Source organism: Modestobacter muralis (assembly GCF_010682105.1).
GTDB classification, from domain to species: Bacteria; Actinomycetota; Actinomycetes; order Mycobacteriales; family Geodermatophilaceae; genus Modestobacter; species Modestobacter muralis.
Window position 1 is genome coordinate 1 of the sequence record NZ_JAAGWH010000016.1, and the last position, 24709, is coordinate 24709.

Here is a 24709-nt window from a genome sequence, read left to right on the forward strand (position 1 = left end):
CGCCCCGGCCGGGCGCGCCCTGCGGTCGATCATGCCCCGCGGGGCGGTGCCGGGCGCGGTGGGTCAGTCCTCCCGCCAGGCGCGGTCGGCGGCGTCCTCCTGCTCGTTCCGCTCGGCGACCTTCTGCAGGGCGTGCTCGGCCTCGGCGCGGGTCTCGTAGGGGCCGAGGCGGTGCCGCTCGGCGCAGCCGTCCCGGGTCTCGACGGTGTGGTGCTTGAGGCAGAAGTACCAGGGCCCGGTGTCCATCGTCGTCCTCTCTCGGGGTGCGCTGTCTGCCCCAGCCTCGCACCGCGGCGACGGAGTCGCCCCAGGTCCGGTCCTGGTCCGCGGAGACGGCGCGCCCGCGGCGGTGTCCCGGACGGGGCTGCTGCGGCATGCTGCACGCCATGGCAGGGGCGCACACGCCCGGACGGGGGCACCGGCACGGGGCGTCGCCTGCCCCGGAGGCCGGCGTGCCGCCGGCCGGCCGGGGCCACGACCGGCGGCTGGTCGCCTGGTGCCTGGCTGCGCTGCTGGTGACGGGCTCAGCGCTGGGCTCGGTCAACCTGCTCATCGACGGCGCCCTGCGCGAGGGGGCCAGCCGGCCGGTGTACGTCGGCACCCTCTGCGTCGGTGTGCTGCTGGCCCTGGCCCTGGCGGTCCGGCAGCGGGTGGGCGAGCGGGCGACGGTGGCGCTGGTGCTGGTCGGCGACGTCTCCTACGTGGTGCTGGCCTGGGCGACCACCGACCCGCTGCGCTATGCCCCACCGCTAATGCTGCTGTCCACCTGCTTCGTGGCGGCCTGGTTCCTCGGCGCCCGGGGGCTCGCGGTGCACATGACGGCGGTGCTGGTCGCCTGCGCGTTCGTGCTCTGCGACAGCTACCCCTCACTGGGCGCGCTGGTGGTCCCGGTGCTCGCCAGCGCCGGCATGCTCGACGTGGTCACGTTCGGGGTCTTCGTGCTGCGGCGGCGGGTGCAGCGGCTGCTGGCCTCGACCCAGGAGCTGTCCTCGACCGATCCGCTGACCGGGTTGGCCAACCGCCGGTCACTGGTCGACCAGTCCCCCCGCGTGTGGCGGCAGGCCCGCCGCGACGGCCAGCGGGTCGCCGCGCTGGTGCTCGACCTGGACCACTTCAAACAGCTCAACGACGACTTCGGGCACGCCGTGGGCGACGAGGTGCTGCGCGGGGTGTCCTGCGCGCTGGCCGCCAGCGTGCGGCCCCCGGACGTGCTGGCCCGTACCGGCGGCGAGGAGCTCGTCGTGCTGGGGCTGGTCTCCGACCCCGATGAGGCGCGGCGGCTGGCCGAGCGGCTGCGCCGGGCGGTGGCCGGCACCGGGGCAGGCCAGGACTGGCGGGTCACGGCCTCGATCGGGGTGGCGCTGGCCCACCCGGCCGACGGGGAGGACCCCGTCGACGCGCTCTGGCGGCTGGTCGACCGCGCCGACGCGGCCATGTACGCCGCCAAGGACGGCGGCCGGGACCAGGTGCAGGTCGCCGGCGGCGACGTCCTGCCGCTGCCGCGGGCCACCGACGGCGGACGGCGCCGCCCCGACCCGGCCGCAGGAGGCACCGCCTGACCTGGCCCGCCCGGCGCCCCGACGTCCGCTCTGCTTTCCTGCCTGCATGACCGCGACCACCGGCCACCCCGTCCTGGGAGCCGTCAGCCCCGACCCGACGCGCACGGTGCCGCTCCCGCTGCGCGAGCAGGCCGACGTGCGCGACCGCTGGCTGACCCAGCGGCTCCTGGACCTGCTGCCCGGCCTCATGGACCACGCCGGCATCGACCTGTGGGTCGTGCTCGGCCGGGAGTACAACGAGGACCCGGTGCTCGCCACCCTGCTGCCGGCGACCTGGCTGTCGGCCCGGCGGCGGACGATCCTGCTGTTCCACCGCAGCGACGACGGGGTGACCGCGGCCGCCGTCTCCCGCTACCCGGTGGGGCAGTTCCAGCCCGCGTGGGAGGCCGACGAGCAGCCCGGGCTGTCCGCCGCGGAGTCGCAGTGGGCCGCCGTCCGCCGGTTCGTCGACCAGGCCTCCCCGGCCCGGATCGGCGTCGACGTCTCCGCCGACTTCGCGCACGCCGACGGCCTCTCCCACACCGAGCACGGGCTGCTCATGGCCGCGCTCGGCCCGCACGCCGACCGGGTGGTGTCGGCCGAGGCGCTGGCCGTCGGCTGGCTGGAGACCCGGCTGCCGGAGGAGATCGCCGCGCTGCACGCGATGAACCGGCTCGTGCACGAGGTGATCGACGAGGCCTTCTCCCCCGCGGTCGTCACCGTCGGGCAGACCACCGCGCTGGACGTCGCCTGGTGGATCCGGCAGCGCTTCGCCGACCTCGGGGTCGACCCGTGGTTCCAGCCGACCGTCGACCTGCAGCGGGCGGGCAGCCCGCTGGTCGACGCCCAGGGCACGGCCCTGCCGGGGGTGCCCTACGACGCCGTCATCTGCCCCGGCGACCTGGTCCACTGCGACGTCGGCCTGTCCAGCCTGGGGCTCATGACCGACACCCAGCGCAACGCCTACGTGCTGGCGCCCGGGGAGACCGCGCCGCCCGCCGGGCTGGTCGCCGCCCACGCCGTCGGCAACCGGATGCAGGACCTCACCACCGGGGTGCTGCGGCCGGGGCGCACCGGCGACGAGGTGCTCGCCGCCGCCCGGGCCGCCGCGGCCGAGGCCGGCATCGACGGCGACGTCTACTCCCACCCCGTCGGCGTGCACGGCCACGGCGCGGGCCCCGCGATCGGCATGTGGGACGCCCAGGACGGCGTCCCCGGTGCCGGCTCGGTGCCGGTGCACCCGGACACCGTCTGGGCCCTGGAGCTGTGCGTGCGGGTGCCGGTGCCGGAGTGGGGCGGCCAGCTGGTGCGGATGGGCCTGGAGCAGGGCATCGCGCTCACCGCCGACGGCGTGGGTTACCTCGACCGCCGGCAGACCGAGCTGATCGTCATCCCCGGTCGCTGAGCCCGGCCCGGCCCTCCCCTGCCAGCTCGGCCCGCAGCCGGCGGACCTCCTCGGTCAGCGTGCGCAGCTCGGCCCGCAGCGCCTCGTCGGCCGCGGCGTCGGCGGCGTCGTCCTCCGCCCGGGCGGCCATGTCCTCGGTCCTCGCGGCATCGGCCACCCGGCCGACGAACCAGGAGGCGACGGCTGCGGTGACGGTCCCGAGCAGGGCGATCCCGGCGACCATCAGCATCCCGGCGACCAGCCGCCCCTCCGCGGTGACCGGGTACCGGTCCCCGTAGCCGACGGTGGTGATGGTCGTGAACGCCCACCACAGCGCGTCGCCGAAGGTGGTGATCGTCGCGTCCGGGTCGCCCCGTTCGGCGTCCAGCTCGGCGAGGGAGGCCATGAAGACGACCAGCGACGCGGTGAGGGTGACGTAGGCGGCGACCCGGCCGTGCAGCGAGGTCGTCAGCCGCCGGTCGATCACCCGGGCGACCCGGACCAGGCTGAGGATGCGCAGGGGCCGCAGCAGTGGGAGGACGACGGCGAGCCCGTCGATCCAGTTGCGGCGGACGAACTGCCAGCGGTGCTCGGCCAACGCCAGCCGGAACACGTAGTCGGCGAGGAACACCGGCCAGGCGATGACCGTGACCACGTGCAGCGTCGTGAGCAGCCAGCCGGGCAGGTCCGGTCGCAGCACGCCCCAGGCGTAGGCGGCCACGAAGAGGACCGCCAGCCCGATCAGCGGCCACTGGCTGGCCTCTTCGTAGCGGCGGCGCAGGTCGTCCTTGGTCACCCCGTCAGTGTCGCGGGCCTACGGGCGGCGGGCCTCGGCGGTGGCCCTGTCGTTCGCCGCCTGCAGCGCGTCGGCCAGCTCGTCCTTGCTCATGGTCGACCGGCCATCGATGCCGGCGTCCTTGGCCAGGTCGTAGAGGTGGGCCTTGGAGGCGTTGGCGTCCACCCCGCCCTTGGTGTCGTAGGAGGTGTCGGCACCGCCCTTCGCCGACTGCTCGTCACTGGGCCCCCGGGCGCCGTCGGGCTTGGGCTGCCAGTGGTCGCCCACCTTCTCGTGGGTGTGCTTGACCGCGCCCCAGGCGACCCGGGCGGCCCGCTGCTCGTCGCCGTAGGACTCCAGCGCCGAGTCGTGCGCCTTGGCGAACGTGCGCTGAGCCAAGGCGTCAGAACGCTGCAGGGTGCTCGGCAGCTCCTCGGGCACCGCGTCTCCGTCCTTCGTCGTCTTCGGCACGACGGCTCCTCTCGGGTCGGCACCCGGGATACCCCGCAGCCGGAGGGGTCACTCCCCTGCGGCTGCGGGGTGCGCGGTCAGCCGCGCTCGGCGGCTGGCCGAGGCGCCAGCCCTGCGCGCGCAGTTCGGGGATCATCCGGTCGACGGCCTCGACGGTGCCCAGGCGGTCACCACCCCCGTCGTGCATCAGGGCCACCGACTCCGGGGTGATCCGCGCCCGGGTGCGCTCGGACAGCACGTCGGGGTCCTGGTCGGCCCAGTCCTCGGTCACCCAGGCCAGCCCAGCGGCTGCATGCCCAGCTCGGCGGCGACCGCGGCGCCCTGCCTCCAGGCACCGTAGGGCGCCCGGAAGTACGGGATCTGCTCCTTCGGCACGATCGAGTGGATGAGGTCGCTGGTGGCCTGCGGGTCGGCCCGGACCTGCTCCGGCGTCCACGTCGACAGGTCGGCGTGGGTCATCGTGTGGTTGCACAGGGTGTGGCCCTCGGCGGCGATCCGGCGCACCAGGTCCGGGTACTGGCGGACGTGGTCTGCCCACAGGCAGAAGGTCGCCTCCACGTGGTGCTCGCGCAGGACGTCGAGCAGCGCCGGGGTCTTCACCGGGTCCGGGCCGTCGTCGAAGGTGAGGGCCACGACCCGGCCCTGCTGCTGGGTCGTGGTGACGACCTGGTCGTCGACGGTGCCGGGACCCACCCCGCCGTTGCCGGCATGGGCGGGGCCGGCGGCCAGCAGGACGGCGAGGACGCCGACCGCGACGGGGGCGACCCGGCGGCGGATGCGTGCGCGGGGAGTGGTCATCGTCGACCTCAGGAGGGTGGGCGCCCGCGTGCGGGCGCCGGTTGACCGGGGCCTCTGACCGAGCACCCGGGAACCTGTCGAGCCGGCCGAGCACAGCCGGCCACGCGCCAAGAACTTCCGGAACGTGACCCGCAACATGTGAAGCGGACACAACGGACGTCGAGCCGACACCCAGCGGGGTGAGCAGGACGGCACGACCGGCTCCCCCGGACCACCCCGGCCCGTAGGGTTGGGGACCGGACCAGGAGGAACAGTGACCGAGACCCGAACGCAGAACGTGACCATCGCGGCGATCGCCGCGGAGGCGGGTGTCTCGGTGCCGACGGTCTCGCGCGTCCTCAACGGCCGGTCCGACGTCGCCCCGCACACCCGCGAGCGGGTGGAGCAGCTGCTGCGCCACCACGGCTACCGCCGCCGGGGCGGGCGACCCACCACGTCGGCCCGGCTGATCGACCTGGTCTTCAACGACCTGGACAGCCCCTGGGCGGTGGAGATCATCCGGGGCGTCGAGGGCGCCGCGCACGCCGAGGGCGTCGGCACGGTGGTCACCGCCATCCACCGCCGCGCCAGTGACACCCGCTCGTGGCTGGACAACCTGGCCGGCCGGGCCAGTGACGGCGCCATCCTGGTCAGCAGCCAGCTGGACCCCGCGCTGGGCGCGGAGCTGCAGCGGCTGCACGTGCCCGCGGTGATGATCGACCCCGCCGGGGTGCCGGCCCTCGACGTCCCGACCATCGGCGCCACCAACTGGTCCGGCGGCCTCAGCGCGACCGAGCACCTCATCGGCCTGGGCCACCGCCGGATCGGCGTCGTCGCCGGGACGCCGACCCTGCTGTGCAGCCGGCCCCGGCTCGACGGCCACCGCGCGGCGCTGGAGTCCGCGGGCCTGACGCTGGACCCGGAGCTGGTCGTCGTCGGCGACTTCAGCCACGAGTCCGGCTTCCAGGCGGCCACCACGATGCTGGCGCTGGAGGACCGCCCGACGGCGATCGTCGCGGCCAACGACCAGATGGCCTTCGGCGTCTACGAGGCGGCGCGGCGCCGCGGGCTGCGCGTGCCCGAGGAGCTCAGCGTGGTCGGCTTCGACGACCTGCCGGGTGCGGAGTGGTCGTCGCCGCCGCTGACTACGGTGCACCAGCCGCTGTCGGAGATGGGGGCGCTGGGCGCCCGCACGGTGCTGCGGCTGGTGCGCGGCGAGGCGCTGGACGTGCCGCGCCTGGAGCTGGCCACCCGGCTCGTGGTCCGGGAGAGCACGGCCCCGCCCTCGCGCTGAGCGACCCGGCTCAGGGCAGGTCGGCGGTCTCCGCGGACTGCCGGTGGCCCCCGTTGGCGTCGTCGGCGTCGGGGTGGATCGTGCGCTCCTCGGACTCGGCGAGGATCAGCTCGGCCTGCTTCTCCGGGTCGACGCTGCCACCGACCGACCGCTCCTCCGGGTAGAGCTCGGCCCGGGTCTCGATGTTGTGCTGGGTGACGTTGGCGTGCGCCTCGGGCGACGGTTCCTTCATGTCGGGCATGCCGACTCCCCTACCCACCTCCCCCGCCCCGACACCGGCTCCCGCAGCAACGCCCCTCGATGGGGCGCTGCTGCGGGCACGTGAGGCGCTGGAACGGCCCCCTCGCAGGGTCCCGCCGCGAGCTTGCTCGTGGTGGGGGCGAGGGTCAGGCCCCCCTTCAGGGCCCCGCCCCGAGCTTGCGAGGGGTGGGGGGAAGGGGGGTCCTTCTAGAAGCGGTGCGACTCCGTGCTGATGCCGAGGGCCTCGGCGACCTCCTGCACGTTGGTGAACTGCGAGTGCGCCGGCAGCCGGTTCAGGTCGGCCAGCACGCGGTCGGAGGCGTGGGACTCCTGCGCCTTGGCGACCAGGGCGTCCTTGTCGGCCGGCCACACCTCCTTGCCCAGTGCCTCGGCGATGGCGGCCCGGTGCTCGACGTCGGCCGGGGTGGTGCCGGGAGAGGTGGCGGCCTGGTGGGGGTCGGTCATGGTGGTGCTCCGTTCTCATCGTCCGGCCGCGGCGCGGCCGAGGGGTCTGTGGTGGGGGTCAGCTGGGGGTGGAGTCGTCCGTGTAGCGCAGGACGGCGGCCACCGGGATGTCACCGGGCATGGCCGACCGCGGGACGACGACGACCGCGGCGCTGCTGCCGACCGCGGCCCGCAGCATCCCGAGCTCGGCGGGCACGTGGTGGGCGTCGGTGACGCCGAGGGCGGCGACGTCCTCGGCGGAGACGCCCAGCTCCAGCGGTCCGGGGCCGGCGTGGAGCTGCCCGTCGTCGACCCGGTCGGCCAGCACGAGGGTCTCGACCTGGGCCTTGCGGAGCGCCTCGACGACCAGCGCGGTGCCGGTGACGGCGAGGCCGTGCGCGGAGGCCGCCTCGATCTGCTCCAGGACACGGGTGGCCTCGGCGGCCTCGTTCTCCGCGACGAGCTCGGTGGCCCGCCCGGTGATGACCTCGCGGTCGGCGCCGGCGGCACGGCCGCCCCCGTCCATGCTGACCAGGACCGCCGACACCTCCTGGCTGGCCTTGCCGGCGATCAGCTGGCGGGCGCGGACGTCACCGGCGAGCAGGACGAAGCGGGAGTGGTCGCGGGTGACGACGTCGTGCACGGCGGCGGCCACCTTGCCGGCGTTCTCCTCCCACTGGTTCTCCGCGGTGTGCATGTAGGTGTTGTGCGCCCACCCACCGACCTGGACCTTGCGCATGTGGAAGGTGTCGCCGTCGACCTGCTCGGTCTCCACGTGCTGCCCGGTGCCGCTGGCCACCAGGACGTCGGCACCCACGCGGTCGGCGATGACGATCACGTGCGGGACGCGGCCGGCGAGCTGGCGCAGCACCGGCAGCAGCGCGGGGTCGGGCGACCAGGTGGCGACCGGGTCGCGCGGGGAGTCGGCCAGGGCCTCGTCGAGGACCACCGAGCCGTCGGCGGCCACGATGAGGGCACGGCCCCGCAGGGTGGCGATCTGACCACCGTCGTTGGCCTGCAGGAGCTGGCTGCGCACGGCGTCGACCACCGGCCCGGGCGCGCCCTGGGTGGCGAGCTCCTCGGTGATCGCACGGACCTTGAGCTCGAGCTCGGTGTCGGCGGTCTCGGTGTTGTGGGTGACGTCGGCGCAGACCGTGGCGTAGGGGCCGGGTGCGCTGAAGACGGCGTCCAGGAAGGTCACGTCCATGGGACGGGGAGCTCCTCGGGTCGTTCGGCGGGGCCGGTTGCTGGGCCCCGACGGTGCTCCGGACGGCCTACCCACCACCCCTGTCCTCACACCCCGTGTGCCAGCACGCCGGTCCGGGTAGCGGGTGGGCCCCTGCCTCCCGTCGTGCACACCCAGGCGGACCGGGCGGGGGGCCGACACGTCCGCCGCGACCCCGAAGGAGCCCGGATGCCCGAGCACCACACGCTCCCGTTGCCCGACTACGACCACCTGCCCGTCGGGAGCCTCACCTCCCGCATCCGCACCCTGGACGCCGACGGTCTGCAGACCCTGCTGACCTACGAGCAGGCGCACGCCAACCGGGTGCAGGTCATCTCGGCGATGAACCACCGGCTGGCCGACCTGCGGGCCGGCTCGCAGCCCTCCGGTGGCGACCCGGCCGCCGCGCAGCCCGAGCACGCCCCCGCGCCGGCGGGTGGCTCCGGGGTTTCCGAGGCGACGTCCGGTCCGCCGGTCAACCCGCCCTCGCACGGCGACCCGACCAACCCCGCCCAGCCGCGCTGAGCCGGTGACCGGGCCGGCCGCCGCACGGCGGCCGGCTCAGTCGCTGAAGGCAGCCACGATCCCGAGCACGGCGGGGCCGAGGAGGACGATGAAGAGCGTGGGCAGGATGCACAGGATCAGCGGGAAGATCACCTTCACCGGGATCTGCATCGCCTTCTCCTCCGCACGCTGACGGCGCTTGAGCCGCATCTCCTGCGCCTGGGTGCGCAGCACGTCGGCGATCGAGACCCCGTAGGCGTCGGCCTGGACGACGGCGCGGATGAAGCGGGCCAGGTCCGGGGCGCCGGTCCGTCCGGCCAGCGCCAGGTAGGCGTCCCGGCGGGGCTGGCCGACGGCGATGTCCTGCAGCGTGCGCTGGAGCTCCTCGGCCAGCGGCCCCTTCCCGTTCCTGGCTGCCCGCGCCATCGCCGACTCGAAGCCCAGGCCGGCCTCCACGGCGATCGTCATCTGGTCGAGCGTGTCGGCCAGTTCGGCGTTGATCGCCTGCCTGCGCTCCTGGCCCCGGCTGTACAGCAGCAGCTCGGGGACCACGTGGGCCACGGCGGTGACCGCGACGACCATCAGCCAGGTCAGCAGGCTCGGGCGGGCGGTCGCCACGAGCAGCCCCAGCCCGCCGGCGATCGCGGGGAGCACGAGCTTGGCGACCACCAGCCGCGGCACGGGCCAGGCCGCCGGGCGGCCGGCGGTGCCGGCCAGCCGGTTGAGCCGGGCGACCGTCCCGGCGGGGGTGAGCGCCCGGACGAGGGCGCTGCCGGCACCGGACGGCCGGGGGGTGACGGACACCGCGAGGTCCAGGTCGCGGGTCAGGTTCCGGTGGGTCCGGACGGCTGCGCCGGACGGCCGGGCGACCAGCGCCCAGCCCAGCACCGGCAGGGCGGAGGCCGACGCCACGGCCGCGGCCAGCACGGGCAGGGGGAGGCTGGTCATCAGAACGTGATCGCCACGGTCTTGCGCAGCCACAGGCCGCCGACGGTCATCATCACCGCGGCCACCGCCAGCATCGCCCAGCCGGCCAGGCTGTCGCCGAAGCCCGCCAGGTAGTCGGGGTTGGTCAGCGAGATGAAGCCGATGACCCCGAACGGCAGCGCCATCAGCACGACCGCCGACAGCTTCCCCTCCGCCGAGAGCGCCTGCACCTGCCGGCGGATCGCGTTGCGCTCGCGGATGGTGTGCCCGACCGTGTCGAGCACCTCGGCGAGGTTCCCGCCGACCTCCCGGTGGATGGCGATGGCCTGGGCCACCCAGGTGAAGTCGTCGCTGGCCATCCGTGCCGCCACCTCCTCCAGGGCGTCGGAGAGGTCGCGCCCCACGCGGGTCTCGTTGACGATCCGGGCGAACTCCTCGGCCGTCGGGGACGCCGCCTCGTGCGACACCGAGTCCAGCGCGCGCAGCAGGCTGTGCCCGGCGCGCAGGCTGCTGGCCATCAGCTGCAGCGAGTCGTCGAGCTGGTCGGCGAAGGCCGCCTGGCGCCGGCGGCCGCGGACCCGGAGGAGCACCTTCGCGCCGACCGGGGCGCCGAGACCGAGCAGCACCGCCGGCACCAGCCCGCCGAGCAGCGACCCGAGTGCGACGAGGCCCAGCGTGGCGAGCCCGGTGACCAGCACGAAGTCCGACAGCGAGGTCGTCATCCCGGCCCGTTCGAGCGCGGCGGTGCCAGCGGCGACCTTGCCGCGCCGGGTCAGCAGCCGGTCGACCGCAGCGCCGGCGGCCGCGGCGGGGCCGGCCAGCGCGGACGTCGGGGGGCCGACCGAGGGGTCGAGCCGGCTCAGCGGCACACGCCCGGGACCGGCGGGGAGCACCGCGAGGGCGAGCAGCAGCAGCGCAGCCGTCGCGGCGGCCAGGCCGAGGACCAGCAGCGGCGACATCAGGACCAGCTCCGGGCCCGCGGGTCCTCGACGGCGCCGAACACCCGCGGCGACAGCGTGATGCCCAGCTCGGTGAACCGGTCGGTGAACCGCGGGCGGACCCCGGTCGGGACCGGCCGGCCCAGGAACCGGCCCGACGCGTCCACGCCGGCGGCGAAGTCGAAGAGGAAGGCGTCCTGCAGGGTGACCGTCTCTCCCTCCATCCCCTGGACCTCGGTGACGGCGGTGACCCGGCGGGTCCCGTCCCGCAACCGGCTCAGCTGGACGATGAGGTCGACGGCGGAGGCGATCTGCTCGCGGATGGCGCGCAGCGGCAGGTCCATGCCGGCCATCAGGACCAGCGTCTCCAGCCGGGCGATCGCGTCCCGCGGGGAGTTGGCGTGCACCGTGGACAGCGAGCCGTCGTGACCGGTGTTCATCGCCTGGAGCATGTCCAGGCTCTCCCCGCCACGGCACTCCCCCACGACGATGCGGTCCGGCCGCATGCGCAGCGAGTTGCGCACCAGGTCGCGGATGGTCACCGCGCCCTTGCCCTCGATGTTCGGGGGCCGGGACTCCAGCCGGACGACGTGGTCCTGCTGGAGCTGGAGCTCGACGGCGTCCTCGATGGTGACGATGCGCTCGCCGTCGGGGATGAAGGAGGAGAGCACGTTGAGCAGCGTGGTCTTCCCGGTGCCCGTACCGCCGGAGACGATGACGTTGAGCCGGGCCTCGACGCAGGCGTGCAGCAGCTCGGCCATCTCCGGCGACAGCGTCCCGAAGCCGATCAGGTCGTCTACGCCGAACGGGTCCTTGGCGAACTTGCGGATGGTCAGCGTGGAGCCGCTGAACGCCAGCGGCGGGATGATCGCGTTGACGCGGGACCCGTCGGCCAGCCGGGCGTCGACCAGCGGCGAGGACTCGTCGATGCGGCGGCCGACCCGGGAGACGATCCGGTCGATGACCCGGCGCAGGTGCTCCTCGGAGGTGAACCGGGAGTTCGTCCGGGTCAGCTTGCCGTTCTGCTCCACGTAGATGGAGTCCGGGCCGTTGGCCATGATCTCGGTGACCGTCGGGTCGTCGAGCAGCCGCTGCAGGGGGCCGAACCCGAGCACGTCGTCGGCCAGCTCGGCGGTGAGCCGCTGCCGCTCCTCGGTGCTCAGCGGCACCTTCTCGGCCTCGACCACCTCGTCGAGCTCGCCCAGCACGATCGCCCGCAGCGCCTCCTCGCTCAGGCTCGGGTCGTTCATCCGGCTGCCCATGCGCTCGAACAGCGCCTTGCCGACGCGGTCCTTCAGCCGGGTCAGGGCGTCGTTCGGCGGCGGTGCGACAGGGCCGGCCGGTGCAGGGGCGGTCGGGCCCGGGGTGCTCACGGGGGTCAGCGGGGGCAGGCCCCGAGCCACCTCGAGCCGGTGCGCGAGGTTCATCAGGACGCCGCCCGGTGCTTGGCCCGCTGGCCCTTGGGGCTGACCAGCGGGGTCGCCGCGAAGCGGGACACCAGCCGGCGCAGCTCCTTGGTCATCGGGTCCCGGCGCCCGCTCTCCAGCAGCGGCACACCCTGGTTCGTCGAGGCCGGCACGGCCGACGAGCGCGGCAGGACGACGTCCACCCCGGTGCCGATCGTGGTCTCGACGTCGCGCACCGACAGCCCGCCCTTCGGGTCGGCGAAGTTCATGACCACGTGCCGCCCGGCGGGGATCATGCACAGCTCGCGGAGCACGTCCAGCTCCTTGCGCAGCCCGCGGACGCCGGGGACGTCCATGCTGCTGAGCATCACGACGTCGCTGGACCGGTCGAGGGCGGCCAGCGTCTGCTCGGACAAGCCCGGTGCGGTGTCGACGACGACGTAGCGGAACTCCCGCGCGAGCTGGGCCAGCAACCGGCTGACGTCGGCGGCGGTGACGGTGTCCCCGGCGGCCGGTGACTCCGAACCGCAGACGGCGTACAGACCGCTGGGGTGCTGGGTCAGGAAGGTCTTGAGCACCATGGTGTCCTGGCCGGCCGGCCCCTGGACGGCGTCGGGGAGGCTGTACTCGGGGACGAGACCGAGTGCGGAGGCGACGTCGCCGAACTGGACGTCGAGGTCCACGAGCACCGTCGACTGCGGGGCCGAGGAGGTCAGCCCGATGGCCAGGTTGGTCGCGATCGTCGTCTTGCCCACCCCGCCCTTGGGCGAGGCGACGGTGATGACCCGGCCGGTGTAGCGGGCGGAGTCCTCGACCGGGCGCAGGACCCGGCGGCGGCCCGCCGCCGCCCGGGCGGCGCGCTCGATCGACGCCCCGATCTCGGCGGGGTCCGCGGCGGGGTCGAGCAGGTCACGGATGCCGGCGCGCATCGCCGCCTGCAGCAGCGCGGGGTCGGGCCGGGCGATGAGCAGCACGCTGATGCCGGGGCACTGCACGTCCAGCCGCGCGGCGAGGAGCAGCACCTGGTCGGCCGGGGCGTCGGGCCCGATGACGAGGACCTCGGGCAGCTCGCCGTCCACGAGCTGCTCGAACAGGCGGGCCGGGTCGCCGGGGAGCCGGCCCGCGGGGAGCACCTGCAGGTCCCCGTCGACGGCGGCGCCCACCCGCTGGGCGAGCTCCGCCCCTGCGGCGGCGAGCACGACTCGACTCATGAGAGGTCCTCTCGGTAGACGTTGGCCGGGGTGATGACCTCGGTTCCTCGTAGGTCGGCGTCCGCTGGCTCGAGCGCGAGCCAGAGGGTGCCGTGCTCGGCGCCGAAGACGACCTGCTCGGCCTCCCGCACAGGGAGCGCCAGGGTGACCATCAAGCTCGCGCTGGGCGCGGGGCTGCCGGCGGAGGCGGTCTCGGTGTCGGCCACGGCCGCGCTCTCGGCCGGCGCCGGAGCTCCCTGGACCTGGGTGACCAGCACCCTGTTCACGGTGGCGCGTGTCGTCGGCGTGTCGAACGAGATGAGGACGCCCACCTCGTCCCCGGCCACGAGCCGCCCACCGACCGCCCGCTGAGGCTCCAGCAGCACGCTGACCTCCGCGTAGCCGGCGGGTACGGGGACCGTCCCGGGTGCCTGCAGGCTCTTCGGCGCGGCGAAGCGCCCGGCCAGCAACTGCTCCCCGGGCTGGAGGTCGGTGGTGGCGACCTGACCGGCCAGGTCGGCCAGGTCGGTGACCCGGCCGGGCACGACCGCGACGGAGGGCAGCACGTCGGTGCGGACCAGCGGGGCCAGCTCCTCCGCCGGTGTGCCGGCGGCGACGGGCCCGGCGACCACGAGGACCCGGACGGTGGTCATGCCGGCCATGGCCCGCTGGTCCGCCCCGCGGGCGTAGCCCACCAGGACCACGGTGCCCACCAGGGCGAGGACGAGCGCCGCTGCGGCGGCGAGAAGACGACGTCTCACGGTCGGCGCTCCTATCGGATCAGTCGGAGGACGGAGGCCCCGAGGGCGGGGCCGTCGGGGGTGTACGTGAAGCGCTCAGAGAGGTCGACGTAGCGCACGAAGTAGCCGGCGACGCAGCGGTCGTTGCCCGAGCACGGCGCGGGGCTGGTGCGGAACTGGCTGCTGCCGAGGTGGTAGCCGGTCAGCTTGAACGCCGCGTAGCCGTGCACGCGGTACCAGGCGTTGCTGCCGGTGGCGCCGACCTGGTCGTACAGCGGGAGGAGCACGACCCGGCCGAGCTGGGCGGAGAAGTCGGCGCTGGTGCACACCGACGGGACCGAGTTGCCGGTGGAGGAGGTGAAGCGCTGGGTGCGCGCCGACGTGGCCTGGCACCTGCCCGGGTCGGTGTCGAGGTAGGCGAAGCCGCCGGGGACGGCGTTGCCGGACGGGCCGGTGCACCCGGTCCCGTCGGTCTTGGTGAACCGGATGGTGGTGGGCGTCGTGCTCGACAGCCCACCCACCTGCTGGGTGAAGGCGCAGACGGAGAAGGTGAGCGGCAGGACCGCCGTCCCTGATCCCGGGGCGCCCCAGGCCACGGTGGCCGAGGCGGACACCGCCGTGGAGTCCTGGCCCAGCACCGGTGCGAACCAGTGCTGCACCGGGGTGCGGCCAGTCACCGTGACGCTCATCGGGGCGCTGCGCAGGACCGGCGGTGCAGCGGCAGCGTCGTCGTCGTTGGCGGCGACCATGGCCCGCGCGGTCGCCGTCATGTCCCCGCAGGCACCGCGCGCACAGTCCTGGGCCACCGCGAGGGCGGCGGCGTCGGCGGCGACCTGCAGCCGGGCGCGCTCGGCGTACAGCGCGCCGACGTCCACGGCCACGGCGGCGAAGCCGAGCATCGGCACCATGAGCAGGGACAGGACGACGGCCGCAGCGCCGCGCTCCCCGGCGAGCCGGGAGCGCAGTCGGCGGGCCAGCCGACGGGTCAGCCGTTGCACCGCATGACCCCCGTCCCGCGCAGCTGGAGACCGGACCCGAAGAAGCCGGTGAGGTAGGGCATCCGGTAGGTGATCGTCACCCGGACGTTCGTGGGGCTCCCGGTCACCGGGCAGGCGGCCGGGGCGACGGCGATCTGCGCGTTGGTGAGCGAGGGGCTGAGCGAGTCGGTGGCGTTGCGCACGGTCGCGCGGGCCGCCGCCGGGTCGTTCTGCAGGGCCATGACCCGCACCCCCTCGCGGGCGGCGGCCGACAGGGTGCCCTGCACCTGGAAGGCGTGGCTGAACTCGACGATGCCGAGCACGAGCAGGACCAGCAGCGGCACGATGAGGGCGAACTCGACCGCGCTCGCGCCCCGCTCGTCGCGGAGTCGTCGTCGTGCCATGCCGTTCACCTCCCTGGATGTGCAGTGGTGCCTGGATGCGAGCAGCGGTGCCTGGATGCGCAGCGGCGCGGCGGTCCTCCGGAGAGGACCGCCGCGCGGGCAGCCGCGACGGACCGATCGGTCAGCCGGCGGCAGGCGTGGCGTCGTCGACCTCGCCGGCGATGCCGTTGAAGAGGTCGGTCAGGTTGTCGCCGAGGAGGGCGACCGCGGCGATGATGGCGACGGCGATGAGGCCGACCATCAGGCCGTACTCGACGGCGGTGGCGCCCTTCTCCTCGCGCTTGAGCCGGTCGGCGGCGGTGGAGACGAAGCTGGACAGGGTGGCGTAGAAGGCGATCACGACTGCTCCCGAGGGGTGTCTGCCGGCTGGAACGCGTCGGGTGAGGCGTCCTTGCGGCTGCTCCCAGACCATGCGGGACCTGTGACCGGGATGACCCCGGCGTGCGCCCGTCAGGGCACGCGGTCCATCCTCCCGGGGCGCAGAGTGCCCAATTCGTCACCCTGAGTAGCTGAACGTGTTACGGAGAGATGCCGATCAGGACAACGGCAGGGACATCGCCAGCGCCGCACCCACGATCATCGCGGGCCCGAAGGGCAGCGCGTCACCACGTCTCACCCGCCGGGCGGCCAGCAGGACGAGTGCGACGGCGGCCTGGACGACGAAGCCGGCCAGTGCACCGAAGAGCACCGCGTCCCAACCCAGCCACCCGAGGTGGAGGCCCAGCAGCGCCGCCAGCTTCACGTCGCCCATGCCCAGCCCGCCGGGTGAGGCCAGGGCCAGGGCCAGGAAGGCGACGAAGAGGACGGCGGCCGCCGCGACGGCGCGCAGCAGGGCGGACCAGTCCCCCGTCGCCCCGGCGGCTCCGGCCAGCAGGAGCACCCCCGCCCCCAGCGCCGGCAGCACCACTCGGTCGGGGAGCAACCGGTGCCGGGCGTCGACCAGGACGAGCAGGACACCGGCGGCCACCAGCACCAGGAAGGCGGGGACGGCCGCCGACACCCCGAGGCGGACGACCACCAGACCGCACAGGGTCGCGGTCACGAGCTCCAGCAGCGGGGGGCGCAGCGCGCGGCGTCCCGGCCGCAGCAGGTCGACCGCCCGGGCCCCGGACGGCCAGGGGAAGCGCCCCGCGGCCCGGTCCACGGCCGTGCCGGCCAGCAGGCCCAGCAGTGCAGCGGCCGTCGCGGCCAGCAGCGTCACCGCGTCGTGCCGGAGTCGCCGCCGCTGCCCACGACCGCGACCCTGACACGCGGCCCCGGCAGTCGCGTCGGTCCCCTGCCCGTACGGGTGATGTCCCGGTGCCCGCCTTCACCACACCGGCGCGGGACCCGATCACTGCTGCATGTCCCGCCGGCTCCGACTGCTGACCGAGGTCCCCCGCAGGATCCTGGTCCTCGTCACCCTGCTCGCCGGCCTCCTGGTGGTCCTCGCCCTGGGCCCGGTCGACGTCGGGCCCACCGTCCCGCTGGGCCTGACCCTCGCGCTGCAGCTGGCCGCCTGCCGGCTGCTGACCTGGCGGGCCCGGCTCACACCGGCGGAACGTGCCCTGTGGCAGCGGCTGGCCGGGGCCGCGGCCCTGCTGGCCGGCGGCTGCGCGGTGGCGGTCCTCGTGGTGTCCGTCCGCGCCGACTCCACCGGGGACGTCGTCCCGCTCGCCGTGGCCCACGTCGCGGCCTTCCCCCTGCTCTACGGCGGGATGGTGCTGTGGAACCGCGACGCCACCAACATCGCCGACCCCAGCGACACCCTGCTCGGCGTCGCCGCGGTCCTGGCGGTCGTCTCGGTCACCGACACCGTGCTGGCGCACACCGGCAACCCGTGGGCGTCGGCCCCGTGGTGGCAGGTCCAGCCGGTCCTGCTGGCCCTCGCCGCCGGGCTGGTCGTCATCGGCACCTCGGTGGCGGTGCCCCACATCTCCGGCATGACCCGCGACCCGCGGGCCTGGCTGATCAGCGGTGGCCTGACCGCCGACCTGCTGGCCGGGGTCTGCGCGGTGCTCGGCTACCGCCCCGGCTGGGCGCTGGCCGCTCTCGGGGTCCTGCTGCTGTGCCTGGCCGCCGTGGTCCGGCCCACGCCGGTGCCCCGCACCATGACCGACCCGGGGGCGACCACCATCGGCGCCTTCGTCGTCATCATCTCCTCGATCGCGGTGCTGGTGGCGACCGCGGTGGGCGCGGCCAGCCTGACGGCGGTCTGGTGCGCCGGCATCGCCGGGACGGCGTCGGGCGTCCGGCTGCTGCTCAACGTCCGGGACCTGTCGCAGCTGGCGGTGAGCCGCCGGGAGGCGTTGACCGACGAGCTCACCGGCATGGCCAACCGCCGCGCGGTGCTGCGCCGGGTGGAGGAGCTGTGCGCCGACCGCGCTCCCCTCGTGCTCGGCGTCCTGGACCTGGACAAGTTCAAGGAGGTCAACGACGGCCTCGGCCACGCCGCCGGCGACGACCTGCTCCGGCTGGTGGCCCAGCGCCTGGCGGCCGGTCTCGGCCACGGCGACGTCCTCGGCCGGCTCGGCGGCGACGAGTTCGCCCTCATCGCCCACGTCGCGCCCGGCGCCTGCCCGGAGGAGCGCGCCGCCCAGCTCGGGCGGGTCGTGCACGAGAGCCTCGCCGAGCCCTTCGCCGTCGGCGGACTGGCCGTGCACGTCGCGGTCAGCCTCGGGCTCACCTGCCACCCCGGCGGACCGGACGGCGACCCGGTCACCGCGGCCGCGCTCATGCGCCAGGCCGACGCCGCCATGTACGACGCCAAGCGGTCCGGTTCCCAGGTCGTGCGCTACGACGCCGACCGGCACGGGGACAGCAGCGGCCGACTGGCGCTGGTCGAGGAGCTGCGCGCGGGCATCGCCGGCGGCGAGCTGGTCCTGCACCACCAGCCGCAGGTCGACGTCGAGACCCGGCGGACCGTCGGCGTCGAGGCGCTGGTGCGCTGGCAGCACCCGACCCGCGGTCTCCTGGCGCCGGTGCACTTCCTGCCGCTGGCCGAGGTGCACGGGCTGATGGGCGTGCTCACCGACGCGGTCCTGGCCCAGTCGATCGCGCAGGCCGCAGCCTGGCACCGGACCGGCCGCGACCTGCGCATCTCGGTCAACCTCTCGGCCAGCAACCTGCTCGACACCGGGCTGCCCGGGCGGGTGGCCGAGCTGCTGGAGCTGCACGCCCTCCCGCCGTCCGCGCTGGTCCTGGAGGTCACCGAGACGGTGCTGCTCAGCGACCCCGACCGCAGCCTGGCCGTGGTCGGCGCGCTGACCGAGCTGGGCGCCGGCGTGAGCATCGACGACTTCGGCACCGGCTACGCCTCACTGACCTACCTGCACCAGCTGCCGGTCGGGGAGCTGAAGCTGGACCGGTCGTTCACCGCCGACCTGCTCACCGACTCCCGCGCGGCCGCGATCGTGGCCAGCACCATCCGGCTGGCCCACCAGCTCGGGCTGCGGGTGGTCGCCGAGGGCGTCGAGGACCCGGCCACCCTGCTCCACCTGCGTGCGCTGGACTGCGACGAGAGCCAGGGCTACCTGCACTCCCCGCCGCTGCCGGCCGCCGAGCTGGAGCAGTGGCTGGACTGCCAGGACGGTCGCCGCGAGCGCGACCTGGACGGAGCCCGGCCGGCGCTGCGCTGACCGGCGGGACGGGGGTGCCGGGTGGGACGGAGGAGGTGAACGCCCGGCGACACGGCGGCGGCGGAGCTGCCGAGCCGTGGACGATCGACCTACCGTTCGTCCATGCGCGAGAACCGTCTCCCCCCGGTCCCCGGCTCCACGGACTGCTCCCCCGCCCGCCTGCAGCAGCTCAAGCTGATCGCCGCGGCCCGGGTGAGCGCCTGCCGGTCGACGTCCCGGCAGCAGATCACCGACATCGTGCGGGTCACCGTGGACAACGAGGTGGACACGACCACGTTCCGGGCGATCGTCGACGACGTCGCCGGCGACGCCCTGCGCTGACCTCACGTGCGGCGCGCGAGGTCGCGTCGACGGCGCCCGTCACCCTCCGCGACCCGGTGCTCGAGTCGCCGAGACGGCACGCCGGAAGCGGTTTACTGCGTAAAGCGACGGGCTAGACCGTGATCATGCACCCGTGTGACCGGAAGCGGTCGTCGAGCGTCCTGGCACCGGGCGCCCGGTGAGCCACGAGGACCTGCAGCGGCTGATCTGGCGCCGGCTGTTCGAGCTCGGTCTGACCGCCGAGGAGGCATCGGCCCGCACCCTGGGGGTCGTGTCCAAGGAGGCCGTCCGCGGCCTGGTGGGCGGACGCACGTCCGTCTACGTCAACGACCGCGTCGCCCGCGCGCTGGCCCGTGCCCTCGACGTCCCGGAGAACCGGGTCCGCCGCACCGCCGGCCTGCCGGTGGAGGAAGCCGAGTCGGCCCGCACCGGGCCGCACCTGCGCATCGTCCGCTGAGCCGCATCGCCGGCCGAGCCGGTCGCCCTCCCGGGTGGGAGGGCGACGGACGAGTCGGCCTGTACGCCGGGTACAGGCGGCGCTCATTCGCGGGTACGCCATCAAGCTGGTTGAACCCCAGGCATGGCGCTCTGAGCTGCGGATTCCGGGTCATAAGGTGTCATGCCGTGTCACTGCGCATACCGGGCTGCTGTGGGCACGGTGTGGGCAGAGTGTGGGCGGCCTCCGGCGCAGCGCAGGGGCACGGGCGGACAGGCCACCACGCGGGGTGCCAGTTTGATCCGGGCATGTCGTTGGGTCGATTTAGCCTGCGGTGGTGCCCGTGGACTCTGCCTTTGCGCTAGACCGCTTCAGCCACTACCTCACGCTGCTGGATGACATTGACGCTGAGCAGCCGCCCAGGGACCCCACGCTTATCGCGGCCGACATCATGCGAGCTCAGCCCACGCTGCGGCGGTTGCTCAAGGACTGCGGCCAGTACGTGCGCAACAGCGGCAAGACAACCGGGGGACGCCGCGAGCACCGCGAAGCCATCCTGCGGGCAGAAGGTGTGCTTCTGGACCGCGAGGCGGTCGCGTTGGCCTTCGCTGCCCCTGGTCCCCAGGTGCAGGCAGAGGGCTTGCACCCGTGGGTCTGGGAGCGTGCCGCCGAACTGTGGCCCGGCCAGCACTACCGCCAGGCGGTGGCAGCGGCGGCTGGCAACGTGAGCTTGCAGGTGCAAGTGAAGTTGGACCGCTGGGACCTGGCCGACGACGCCCTGATGACGGCAGCCCTAAGCGAGAAGCCACCTACGCCTAGCCAGCCACGTCTTCGGGTCCCGGCCACCCCGGGGCGGCCCTTCGAGGAGGCCTTGCAGCAAGGAGCGCTGCTCTACGCCCGGGGCGTCTGGGCGCTGCTGCGGAACCCGGCCACCCACAACGTGGCCGAGGTGTGGGACCAGCAGCGCGCGTTTGAGGCGCTGGCATCGCTCAGCGTCCTCGCCAGGCTGCTGGATGCCGCCACGGTGGAGCGGGCGTGATCATCCGTCCGCCCTTGTGACTGCTGCGCCGCGCCAAGGGTGTCGGTGATGACACCAGTCCAGACGATGCCCCCGTCTATGCCGGCACCCTACGGACGCCGAGCTGCCCGGTGACCGCGCGTTCCCGCGTCACCGCTTGGGCGGTGCCAGTGCGCCGCTGTACCGCCGGGCTTCCGGTCCGCACGCGCCCTGCACCCACGCCCGGTAGTACGTCTCCCACCACAGCCACAGGCTGTCCGCCAGCCGCCCGGTGGTCCGCTGGACCAGCGCATCCCAGTCGGCCTGCGAGCGCCCGATGAGCTGGCTGTGCTGCGGGTCCGCCAGGGCGACACTGCTGTCCAGCTCGTCCCACAGCACCCGGGGGCTCGGCTGACGCTGCGCGGCGTCGGCCAGGTGGTCCAGGTTGTAGAACCGGCCGTTGGTGGCGTACCGCTGGAGGGCGGCCAGCCAGGGCACCACGTAGGGGTCAGCGTCCAGGGCGTCCAGCAGCCCGGTGACGTAGTGCGGGTACGTGGCGCGGTCAGCACCAGCCCGGACGAGGCTCCGGCACTCGGCGTCCAGGTCAGCCACCCGGTGCCCCCAGCCGCCCCGCGCGCCCATCGCGTCCTGCGGTGGCCAGGCATCAGTGTTGGCCTGGACGGTCAGCCCGTACGTGAGCTTGAGCAGCTTCTCAGTGCCGGTGGCGAGTAGGACGAACAGCGGCTCTGCCTCGGTGGCTGCGAACCGGTAGTCCGCCAGCACGTCCCAGCCGCGCCGCAGGCAGGACACGGCGGCGTCCTGCTCGTAGCTCAGCCAGACCCACTCGTTCCGCCGGTCAGCACCCGCAGCAGTCACTCCCGCAGCATCGCAGTCGGGTGCCGGTCCGGCAGCCCGCTAGCCGATCTCGTCGGCCGTGAACTGGCACCCCTTCGGGCACCACCGCTTGTCCACCACCCAGCTCACCGGCTCGGGGAACTCGGCCACCATGATGCCGACCTCGCGCTCCTGAAGCGGTGTACCGCAGCGGGGGCAGAGGGTGTCCGTGGAGTGAGTGCGGTACTGGTTGGCCACGCGGCCAAGGCTACTCAGCGCGGGTCGGTCCTCGCTGTGCTGCCGGGGCGTGCTGAAGAGCCAGCCAGGGGCGGGACAGGGAGGACCCGCCCCCGGCTAGCTCGCTGTCCTGGCCGTGCACGCGGTGGGAGATCAGCATCGCGCGGTGACGGCTAGGACCAGGGACGGCGCGCTCCGGCACCACACTGAGCGCGCCGTCCCGGTCTGTGGGTCAGGCGTCGGGCCACACACCGGCGGGCAGCTTCGCCCCGCCGTAGGTGGTCAGTACCGAGCGGTCGGCGCGCAGCAGGCGCTCGGCGTCAGCGGCGGCGAGCGCCCCGTACTTCTGCACCAGCGCGAACGCCGTGGCGTGGTCCGGCGCGGCGGCCAGCGCGCGGCGCACCGGGGCGGGCACCTCGTCCAGCACGCTGACCGGCAGCCCACTCGCGGTGAACGAGACCCTCGGCTCGGGTGCCGGGGCGGCCGGGGCCACCGCAGCCCAGGCAGCAGCGTGCTGCCGGTCCTGCGCGGCGGCGGCCGTGAGCACGTCGGACTGCTGCACCACGCCGTTGCTACCGGTGCCGGTCAGCCGGTCCAGCCGGACACCCCGCGCGTTGGCCAGCTGCCGGACTGCCGGGTCAGCCACGGCCACCCGGCTGTTGAACGAGGCGACGGCGGGGTCAGCGGCCACCCGGCCGCCGGTGGTCAGCGAGCGGGCGTCCGGCGCGGGCAAGGCGGCCAGGTGACGACCGATGGGGTCCCGGTACGCGGCCACGCGGCGCACGTCCTCGGCGGTGACCTCGCGGTTCGGCCCGAGGCCGTAGACGCGGGACGTGTCCACGCCCAGGGACGCAGCCAGCCGCGCCGCCTCGGCTGTGACCTGCTTCGGACGGGTCATCGGACGGCCCCCGCCCGGCTCAGGGCCACCGCGTACTCGGCCGCCATCTGCGCCCGACGTCCCAGGTCGCGGCGCTCAGCGGCAGCGGATTGCTGGCGAGCGGCGGCCACGTCAGCGGCCACGTCCTGCGCGGTCCGGCGGTGCAGCCCGGCCAGCCGGTAGGCGTCCGTCAGCAGCGGCTCGAAGGCGCGGGCGGCGCGCAGCTCGGGGCTGTCGGTGGCGGACTCGGCGGCAGCCTGCGCGGCTGCCTGGTCCACCGTGGGGATCGCGCTCACAGGTGGTGCTCCCTTCGGTTGTCGGCGGCGGCCAGGACAGCCGCCGCGTCCAGGTGCCAGGCCCCAGCCGCCTTGCGGGCGGTCAGGGCACCGGCCGAGGCCAGCGCGCGGACCTGCCGCGCGGTGACCCCCAGCACGGCCGCCGCGTCCGCGACGGTCATGTGCTGTGGTGCTGAGGTCCACGATGCCGAGGCGGCCGGCTCAGGAAGTGCCGCCTGCCGCAGACGGAAGTCCTCGGCGGCCCGCCGCCGGTCCTGCGCCACCAGCGCGGCAAGGTCGGCGGCCAGGTCCAGCACCTCCCGCCGGACCGGCAGACCGTCCGCCTGCTGCGCCCGGATGGAGCCGTCCAGAGCGGCGAGCACGTCCTGGCGGGCCAGCGGCGAGGACAGCAGCAGCCCGGCCGCACCCATCGAGACGCAGTAGGCCCCGGCCAGGTCCTCCACGGGCACCACGCGGCGGCCCACCGGCTGACGGGCTGCGGTACTCACCTCGTCACCGCCTGCTGCTCGCGGTCACGGCCAGCGCGCACGGCCGCGCGCCGCTCGCGGGTCACCCGGGCGCGGGCCTCGCGCCGCATCGCGTCCCGGTCCGCCGCCGTAGTCGCACCCCACACCCCGGACTCGTGGCCCGCCAGCCCAGCCGCCAGGCACTCGGCAACGACCGGGCACGTCCGGCACCGCGCAGCCGCCACCGCCCCAGCGGCCCGACCGTCGGAGGACGGGTGCCACAGTGCCGTCTCACCCACCTGGCACGGCGTCGGCCCGCCCAGGCCGCGCAGTGCCGTCGCCAGCGCGGCGAAGGCTGCACGGGCCTCTGGCGGGACAGCCAGCACCGGCGAGGGCGTCCGGCGGCGGCGGTCCCACGCCTCCGGCCACCGCGAGCCCGACCGCGCAGGCATCAGGACCACCCCGCCCGGGCGGCGGCCGGGTGCAGCACGAGGGCGGCTAGCGCCTCCCGGTCCTCGGAGGACGTGCCCGGCGGCAGCAGCGCGGCAGCCTGGCCGACCAGTCGGGCGGCCTGCCCCACGAGCATGCGGCTGCGGCAGGCGGCCACCTCGTCGGCGGGGGCGTGGTCACGGGTCAACGCGCCTAGGCGAGCTCGCTCAGTCAGTGAGTTCGGGAGCATGGCGGTAGCTCTCTGCCGGGGGGCTTCGTGTGCCGGTGCGGTGCGCCAGCGCCTCCGCTGGCCGGTGGTCCCGCGTCCGGTGGTCCGCCCCGTGGCGACCTGGCATCAGCTTGCGTCTCCAAGACGGGCGCTGACCATCGAGCACTCACCTGGCGTCAGTCCGGCCGGGGCGCGCCGAGCCAGAACAGGACACGCCGACCGGAGCGTCACCCATGCCGCGAGTCGGCCTGCTGCGAGGTCCGCCAGGTGACCGGCCACAGGCCGGGGGGCTGGCCGACTCAGGCCACGACAGCAGGCTGAGCGGGGAACGCCCAGCTCGGGCGGCTCAGGGCCAGCGCCTCCTCCCCCGCGCTCGACGCGGCTGGGTGTCAGCGGCTCCCGACCACGGCCGCACTCCGGCGGTGCGGCGTCCGGCGGCGGCAGGCCCGGCAGTCGACGTAGCCGTTCGGCCGGACGTAGACGTTCGGGTGCCCCTCGGTCAGCGGGTGACCCCGGCCGCAGGCGGTCCGTGGCTCGGGCGGACCCGCAGCGGCCCGCGCCGCGCGCCTTCGCTCCGCGTCCCGCTCGGCCCACCGGGCGACGGCCGCCTCAGCGCAGGTCCGGCACCGGCGCTCAGGGTGACCCCCACGGCGCGCGTCGTGGCGCACCAGCACGTTGTCGCCAGCGACGAGGTGACCCCGCTGGCAATAGCCGGTCCGCAGCACCACAGCCGCCGCGCTGCGGCCCCGCCGGGTG

General features: G+C 74.8%; 31 protein-coding genes. 8 read left to right on the forward strand and 23 right to left on the reverse strand.

From position 1 onward, the window contains the following. Positions 1 to 63: 63 nt before the first annotated feature. On the reverse strand, positions 64 to 246 hold the full coding sequence (locus GCU67_RS07975) for a hypothetical protein (protein ID WP_163610575.1): 183 nt from the start codon (positions 244 to 246) through the stop codon (positions 64 to 66). 140 nt (positions 247 to 386) lie between these two features. Here GCU67_RS07975 and GCU67_RS07980 point away from each other — a divergent pair, with 140 nt between their 5' ends. Next, the gene (locus tag GCU67_RS07980; protein ID WP_163610576.1) at positions 387 to 1559 is read left to right on the forward strand and encodes a GGDEF domain-containing protein; all 1173 of its coding nucleotides are present in this window, start codon (positions 387 to 389) and stop codon (positions 1557 to 1559) included. 46 nt (positions 1560 to 1605) lie between these two features. Continuing rightward, positions 1606 to 2943 carry a M24 family metallopeptidase gene (locus GCU67_RS07985; RefSeq protein WP_163610577.1) on the forward strand — a complete coding sequence of 446 codons (1338 nt, stop codon included), beginning with the start codon at positions 1606 to 1608 and terminating at the stop codon, positions 2941 to 2943. Here GCU67_RS07985 and GCU67_RS07990 read toward each other — a convergent pair. The 3 genes from GCU67_RS07990 to GCU67_RS21290 form a co-directional block, all read right to left on the reverse strand. Continuing rightward, positions 2927 to 3718, reverse strand: coding sequence for an ion channel (locus GCU67_RS07990; RefSeq protein ID WP_163610578.1), 792 nt, complete (start codon positions 3716 to 3718; stop codon positions 2927 to 2929). The genes GCU67_RS07985 and GCU67_RS07990 overlap by 17 nt on opposite strands. Before the next feature lie 18 nt (positions 3719 to 3736). Beyond that, complete coding sequence (locus tag GCU67_RS07995) at positions 3737 to 4168, reverse strand: ChaB family protein (protein WP_163610579.1); 432 nt, start codon at positions 4166 to 4168, stop codon at positions 3737 to 3739. A gap of 267 nt (positions 4169 to 4435) precedes the next feature. Further along, the gene (locus GCU67_RS21290) at positions 4436 to 4966 is read right to left on the reverse strand and encodes a polysaccharide deacetylase family protein (RefSeq protein WP_211661008.1); all 531 of its coding nucleotides are present in this window, start codon (positions 4964 to 4966) and stop codon (positions 4436 to 4438) included. 253 nt (positions 4967 to 5219) lie between these two features. On the opposite strand from GCU67_RS21290, the gene GCU67_RS08005 reads away from it, so the two are divergent. Then, positions 5220 to 6239, forward strand: a complete 1020-nt coding sequence (locus GCU67_RS08005) for a substrate-binding domain-containing protein (RefSeq protein WP_163610580.1) — start codon at positions 5220 to 5222, stop codon at positions 6237 to 6239. 10 nt (positions 6240 to 6249) lie between these two features. Here GCU67_RS08005 and GCU67_RS08010 read toward each other — a convergent pair whose 3' ends face one another. The 3 genes from GCU67_RS08010 to GCU67_RS08020 form a co-directional block, all read right to left on the reverse strand. Beyond that, positions 6250 to 6480 carry a hypothetical protein gene (locus GCU67_RS08010; RefSeq protein WP_163610581.1) on the reverse strand — a complete coding sequence of 77 codons (231 nt, stop codon included), beginning with the start codon at positions 6478 to 6480 and terminating at the stop codon, positions 6250 to 6252. 206 nt (positions 6481 to 6686) lie between these two features. Next, positions 6687 to 6944 (reverse strand): DUF2795 domain-containing protein, encoded by a 258-nt coding sequence (locus GCU67_RS08015; protein ID WP_163610582.1) that lies wholly within the window; start codon positions 6942 to 6944, stop codon positions 6687 to 6689. Positions 6945 to 7002: 58 nt separating this feature from the next. Then, entirely contained in the window at positions 7003 to 8130 is a 1128-nt protein-coding gene (locus GCU67_RS08020; protein ID WP_163610583.1) for a baeRF2 domain-containing protein, read from the reverse strand. A 207-nt stretch (positions 8131 to 8337) separates the two neighbouring features. Between GCU67_RS08020 and GCU67_RS08025 the strand changes: the two genes are divergently transcribed. After that, complete coding sequence (locus tag GCU67_RS08025) at positions 8338 to 8673, forward strand: DUF8129 domain-containing protein (RefSeq protein ID WP_163610584.1); 336 nt, start codon at positions 8338 to 8340, stop codon at positions 8671 to 8673. A 36-nt stretch (positions 8674 to 8709) separates the two neighbouring features. On the opposite strand, the gene GCU67_RS08030 is transcribed toward GCU67_RS08025, so the two are convergent. From GCU67_RS08030 to GCU67_RS08070, 9 genes are all read right to left on the reverse strand, one after another. Next, positions 8710 to 9600 (reverse strand): type II secretion system F family protein, encoded by an 891-nt coding sequence (locus GCU67_RS08030; protein WP_163610585.1) that lies wholly within the window; start codon positions 9598 to 9600, stop codon positions 8710 to 8712. Then, on the reverse strand, positions 9600 to 10538 hold the full coding sequence (locus GCU67_RS08035; RefSeq protein ID WP_163610586.1) for a type II secretion system F family protein: 939 nt from the start codon (positions 10536 to 10538) through the stop codon (positions 9600 to 9602). Before GCU67_RS08035 ends, GCU67_RS08030 begins: the two co-directional genes overlap by 1 nt. Beyond that, entirely contained in the window at positions 10538 to 11944 is a 1407-nt protein-coding gene (locus GCU67_RS08040) for a TadA family conjugal transfer-associated ATPase (RefSeq protein WP_163610587.1), read from the reverse strand. Before GCU67_RS08040 ends, GCU67_RS08035 begins: the two co-directional genes overlap by 1 nt. Continuing rightward, positions 11944 to 13134, reverse strand: coding sequence for a CpaE/TadZ family protein (locus GCU67_RS08045; RefSeq protein ID WP_163610588.1), 1191 nt, complete (start codon positions 13132 to 13134; stop codon positions 11944 to 11946). The genes GCU67_RS08040 and GCU67_RS08045 overlap by 1 nt, the downstream gene beginning before the upstream one ends. Beyond that, the gene (cpaB, locus tag GCU67_RS08050) at positions 13131 to 13874 is read right to left on the reverse strand and encodes an RcpC/CpaB family pilus assembly protein (protein ID WP_163610589.1); all 744 of its coding nucleotides are present in this window, start codon (positions 13872 to 13874) and stop codon (positions 13131 to 13133) included. Before cpaB ends, GCU67_RS08045 begins: the two co-directional genes overlap by 4 nt. Positions 13875 to 13885: 11 nt before the next feature. Further along, a complete protein-coding gene (locus GCU67_RS08055; protein WP_338104868.1) occupies positions 13886 to 14851 on the reverse strand; it encodes a pilus assembly protein TadG-related protein in 966 nt (321 codons plus the stop codon). Next, positions 14839 to 15234, reverse strand: a complete 396-nt coding sequence (locus tag GCU67_RS08060; protein WP_163610590.1) for a TadE/TadG family type IV pilus assembly protein — start codon at positions 15232 to 15234, stop codon at positions 14839 to 14841. The genes GCU67_RS08055 and GCU67_RS08060 overlap by 13 nt, the downstream gene beginning before the upstream one ends. Before the next feature lie 121 nt (positions 15235 to 15355). Next, positions 15356 to 15574, reverse strand: a complete 219-nt coding sequence (locus GCU67_RS08065) for a Flp family type IVb pilin (protein ID WP_338104869.1) — start codon at positions 15572 to 15574, stop codon at positions 15356 to 15358. A gap of 195 nt (positions 15575 to 15769) precedes the next feature. Continuing rightward, positions 15770 to 16435, reverse strand: a complete 666-nt coding sequence (locus GCU67_RS08070; protein WP_338104870.1) for a prepilin peptidase — start codon at positions 16433 to 16435, stop codon at positions 15770 to 15772. A gap of 142 nt (positions 16436 to 16577) precedes the next feature. Here GCU67_RS08070 and GCU67_RS08075 point away from each other — a divergent pair, with 142 nt between their 5' ends. From GCU67_RS08075 to GCU67_RS08090, 4 genes are all read left to right on the forward strand, one after another. Then, the gene (locus tag GCU67_RS08075; protein WP_163610592.1) at positions 16578 to 18851 is read left to right on the forward strand and encodes a putative bifunctional diguanylate cyclase/phosphodiesterase; all 2274 of its coding nucleotides are present in this window, start codon (positions 16578 to 16580) and stop codon (positions 18849 to 18851) included. A gap of 102 nt (positions 18852 to 18953) precedes the next feature. Further along, the gene (locus tag GCU67_RS08080; protein ID WP_163610593.1) at positions 18954 to 19172 is read left to right on the forward strand and encodes a hypothetical protein; all 219 of its coding nucleotides are present in this window, start codon (positions 18954 to 18956) and stop codon (positions 19170 to 19172) included. Positions 19173 to 19350: 178 nt separating this feature from the next. Next, on the forward strand, positions 19351 to 19629 hold the full coding sequence (locus tag GCU67_RS08085; protein WP_163610594.1) for a hypothetical protein: 279 nt from the start codon (positions 19351 to 19353) through the stop codon (positions 19627 to 19629). 316 nt (positions 19630 to 19945) lie between these two features. Beyond that, positions 19946 to 20647: a TIGR02391 family protein gene (locus GCU67_RS08090; RefSeq protein ID WP_163610595.1), complete on the forward strand. Its 702-nt coding sequence runs from the start codon at positions 19946 to 19948 to the stop codon at positions 20645 to 20647. A gap of 129 nt (positions 20648 to 20776) precedes the next feature. Here GCU67_RS08090 and GCU67_RS08095 read toward each other — a convergent pair whose 3' ends face one another. From GCU67_RS08095 to GCU67_RS08125, 7 genes are all read right to left on the reverse strand, one after another. Beyond that, positions 20777 to 21481, reverse strand: coding sequence for a hypothetical protein (locus GCU67_RS08095; RefSeq protein ID WP_163610596.1), 705 nt, complete (start codon positions 21479 to 21481; stop codon positions 20777 to 20779). Between the two features lie 39 nt (positions 21482 to 21520). Beyond that, a complete protein-coding gene (locus GCU67_RS08100) occupies positions 21521 to 21697 on the reverse strand; it encodes a hypothetical protein (protein ID WP_163610597.1) in 177 nt (58 codons plus the stop codon). Between the two features lie 211 nt (positions 21698 to 21908). Beyond that, positions 21909 to 22574 carry an E3 binding domain-containing protein gene (locus tag GCU67_RS08105; protein ID WP_163610598.1) on the reverse strand — a complete coding sequence of 222 codons (666 nt, stop codon included), beginning with the start codon at positions 22572 to 22574 and terminating at the stop codon, positions 21909 to 21911. Next, positions 22571 to 22849 carry a hypothetical protein gene (locus tag GCU67_RS08110; protein WP_163610599.1) on the reverse strand — a complete coding sequence of 93 codons (279 nt, stop codon included), beginning with the start codon at positions 22847 to 22849 and terminating at the stop codon, positions 22571 to 22573. The genes GCU67_RS08105 and GCU67_RS08110 overlap by 4 nt, the downstream gene beginning before the upstream one ends. Continuing rightward, on the reverse strand, positions 22846 to 23337 hold the full coding sequence (locus tag GCU67_RS08115; protein ID WP_163610600.1) for a MerR family transcriptional regulator: 492 nt from the start codon (positions 23335 to 23337) through the stop codon (positions 22846 to 22848). Before GCU67_RS08115 ends, GCU67_RS08110 begins: the two co-directional genes overlap by 4 nt. After that, positions 23334 to 23747: a WhiB family transcriptional regulator gene (locus tag GCU67_RS23000; RefSeq protein ID WP_163610601.1), complete on the reverse strand. Its 414-nt coding sequence runs from the start codon at positions 23745 to 23747 to the stop codon at positions 23334 to 23336. The genes GCU67_RS08115 and GCU67_RS23000 overlap by 4 nt, the downstream gene beginning before the upstream one ends. Next, positions 23747 to 23932: a hypothetical protein gene (locus GCU67_RS08125; protein WP_163610602.1), complete on the reverse strand. Its 186-nt coding sequence runs from the start codon at positions 23930 to 23932 to the stop codon at positions 23747 to 23749. Before GCU67_RS08125 ends, GCU67_RS23000 begins: the two co-directional genes overlap by 1 nt. Positions 23933 to 24709: the final 777 nt, after the last annotated feature.